The sequence below is a fragment of the Hymenobacter agri genome (assembly GCF_054778495.1).
Genome location: NZ_BAAGZM010000788.1, coordinates 1 through 1,612 on the forward strand (window position 1 = coordinate 1; position 1,612 = coordinate 1,612).

Below are 1,612 nucleotides of genomic sequence, written 5' to 3' on the forward strand. Positions count from 1 at the left end.
TGCGCCCATCGTGGGCATGGCCGTGGCCGCCCGCCCGCGCGAGGGCGATTTCGGGCCGGCCCTCCCCTGCGGAGCTTGCCGTCAGGTTATGCTGGAATATGAGACGCGTCAGGGCCAGGCCATTCCGCTGCTGCTGCCCGGCCGCGACGGCAGCATCCTGCGTTTCGGCAACCTCAGCGCCCTCATGCCGTTCAACTTCTCGCCCGACGACCTGCCGGCCGTCTAGCTGTCGCCTTTTCCAGCATGGAGCACAACCTCACCGTGGCCCGCACGGCGCGCTACCAGCAGTTGGGCGAGCTGTCGGCCCACACCCGGCGCGTCTGGTTCGTGTGCCACGGCTACGGGCAGCTGGCAGCCTATTTCGTGCGCCATTTCGCCTTTCTGGTTGAAGACCGCGCCGATACCGTCGTCATCGCCCCCGAGGGCCTCTCGCGATTCTACCTGCAAGGCAACGGTGGCCGCGTGGGCGCCAGCTGGATGACGCGCGACGACCGCCTGGCCGAAATCGACGACCACATCGGCTTCCTCAATCAGCTCGCCTCGCTGGTCCTCCCCCAGTGCCCGGCCGGAGTCGAAATCACCGTGCTAGGCTTTTCGCAGGGCACGGCCACCGTCAGCCGCTGGCTCACCCGCACCACCTTCCGGCCGGCTCACCTCATCCTCTGGGCGGGCAGTTTCCCCGAAGACATTGCGCCGGATACCGCACAGCAGCTGCTCCAATGCCTGCCGGTTTCCGTCGTCATCGGCGACCGCGACGAATACATTTCCACTGCGCAAGCCGGGCAGCAACACCAGTTGCTCCAGCAGCTAGGGGCTACCGCGCAGCTGCTCACGTTCGCCGGTAAGCACGAATTAAACCGCGCAGTTTTGGAAAAGCTGGCAGAATAGGCCTACACAAAAGAACGTCAGGCTGAGCTTGTCGAAGCAGCTCTACCGCGATACCAGAATCAATTGGTTACGCGGTAGAGCTGATGCGATAAGCTCAGCCTGACGTTCCTGCCTTATGCGCTCCGTCTATTTCCGGTTAATGGTCGTAGCCGCACCTTGGGCCCCGGCCAGCACCAGCACCTCAGCAATGGTCACGTGCGGCGGACGCGTCACCATGAATACAATCACGTCGGCAATATCCTCGGCTTTCAGCGGCTCAAAGCCTTCGTATACCTTCGCCGCCCGCGCCTCATCGCCCTTGAAGCGCACCTGCGAAAACTCAGTTTCTACCGCGCCGGGGTTCACTTCGGCCACCCGCACGCCGGTGGGCAGCAGGTCGAGGCGCATCGTTTTGGTGAGCATCTGCACGGCGGCTTTGCTGGCGCAGTACACGTTGCCGTTGGCGTAGGCTTCCTGCCCGGCAATCGAGCCCACGTTCAGAATAAAGCCGGTTTTCCGGGCCGTCATGCCCGGTAGCAGGGCGTGCGTCACGTTCAGCAGGCCGCGCACGTTGGCGTCCAGCATCTGGTCCCAGTCGGCCGGGTCGCCCGCCTGAATGGGACTCAGGCCGTGCGCCCCGCCCGCGTTATTCACCAGAATATCGGGCGCGCGCAACGCCTCCGGCAGGCTGGCTACGGCCGCGTCGGTGGCCGCTCGGTCACGCACGTCGAACTCCAGCACGTGT

Annotated in this window: 2 protein-coding genes and 1 pseudogene; 2 read left to right on the top strand and 1 reads right to left on the bottom strand. The window is 64.6% G+C overall.

Going from position 1 to position 1,612, the window contains the following annotated elements; translation table 11 throughout:
• Positions 1 to 226, top strand: a pseudogene (locus ACYVDE_RS22125) (cytidine deaminase); the annotation flags it as partial.
• A 17-nt stretch (positions 227 to 243) separates the two neighbouring features.
• Positions 244 to 888, top strand: coding sequence for an alpha/beta hydrolase (locus tag ACYVDE_RS22130; RefSeq protein WP_460503703.1), 645 nt, complete (start codon positions 244 to 246; stop codon positions 886 to 888).
• A 126-nt stretch (positions 889 to 1,014) separates the two neighbouring features.
• Here the strand turns inward: ACYVDE_RS22130 and ACYVDE_RS22135 are convergent.
• Positions 1,015 to 1,612 (bottom strand): SDR family NAD(P)-dependent oxidoreductase (locus tag ACYVDE_RS22135; RefSeq protein ID WP_460503704.1); only part of this gene is annotated, 598 nt, incomplete at its 5' end.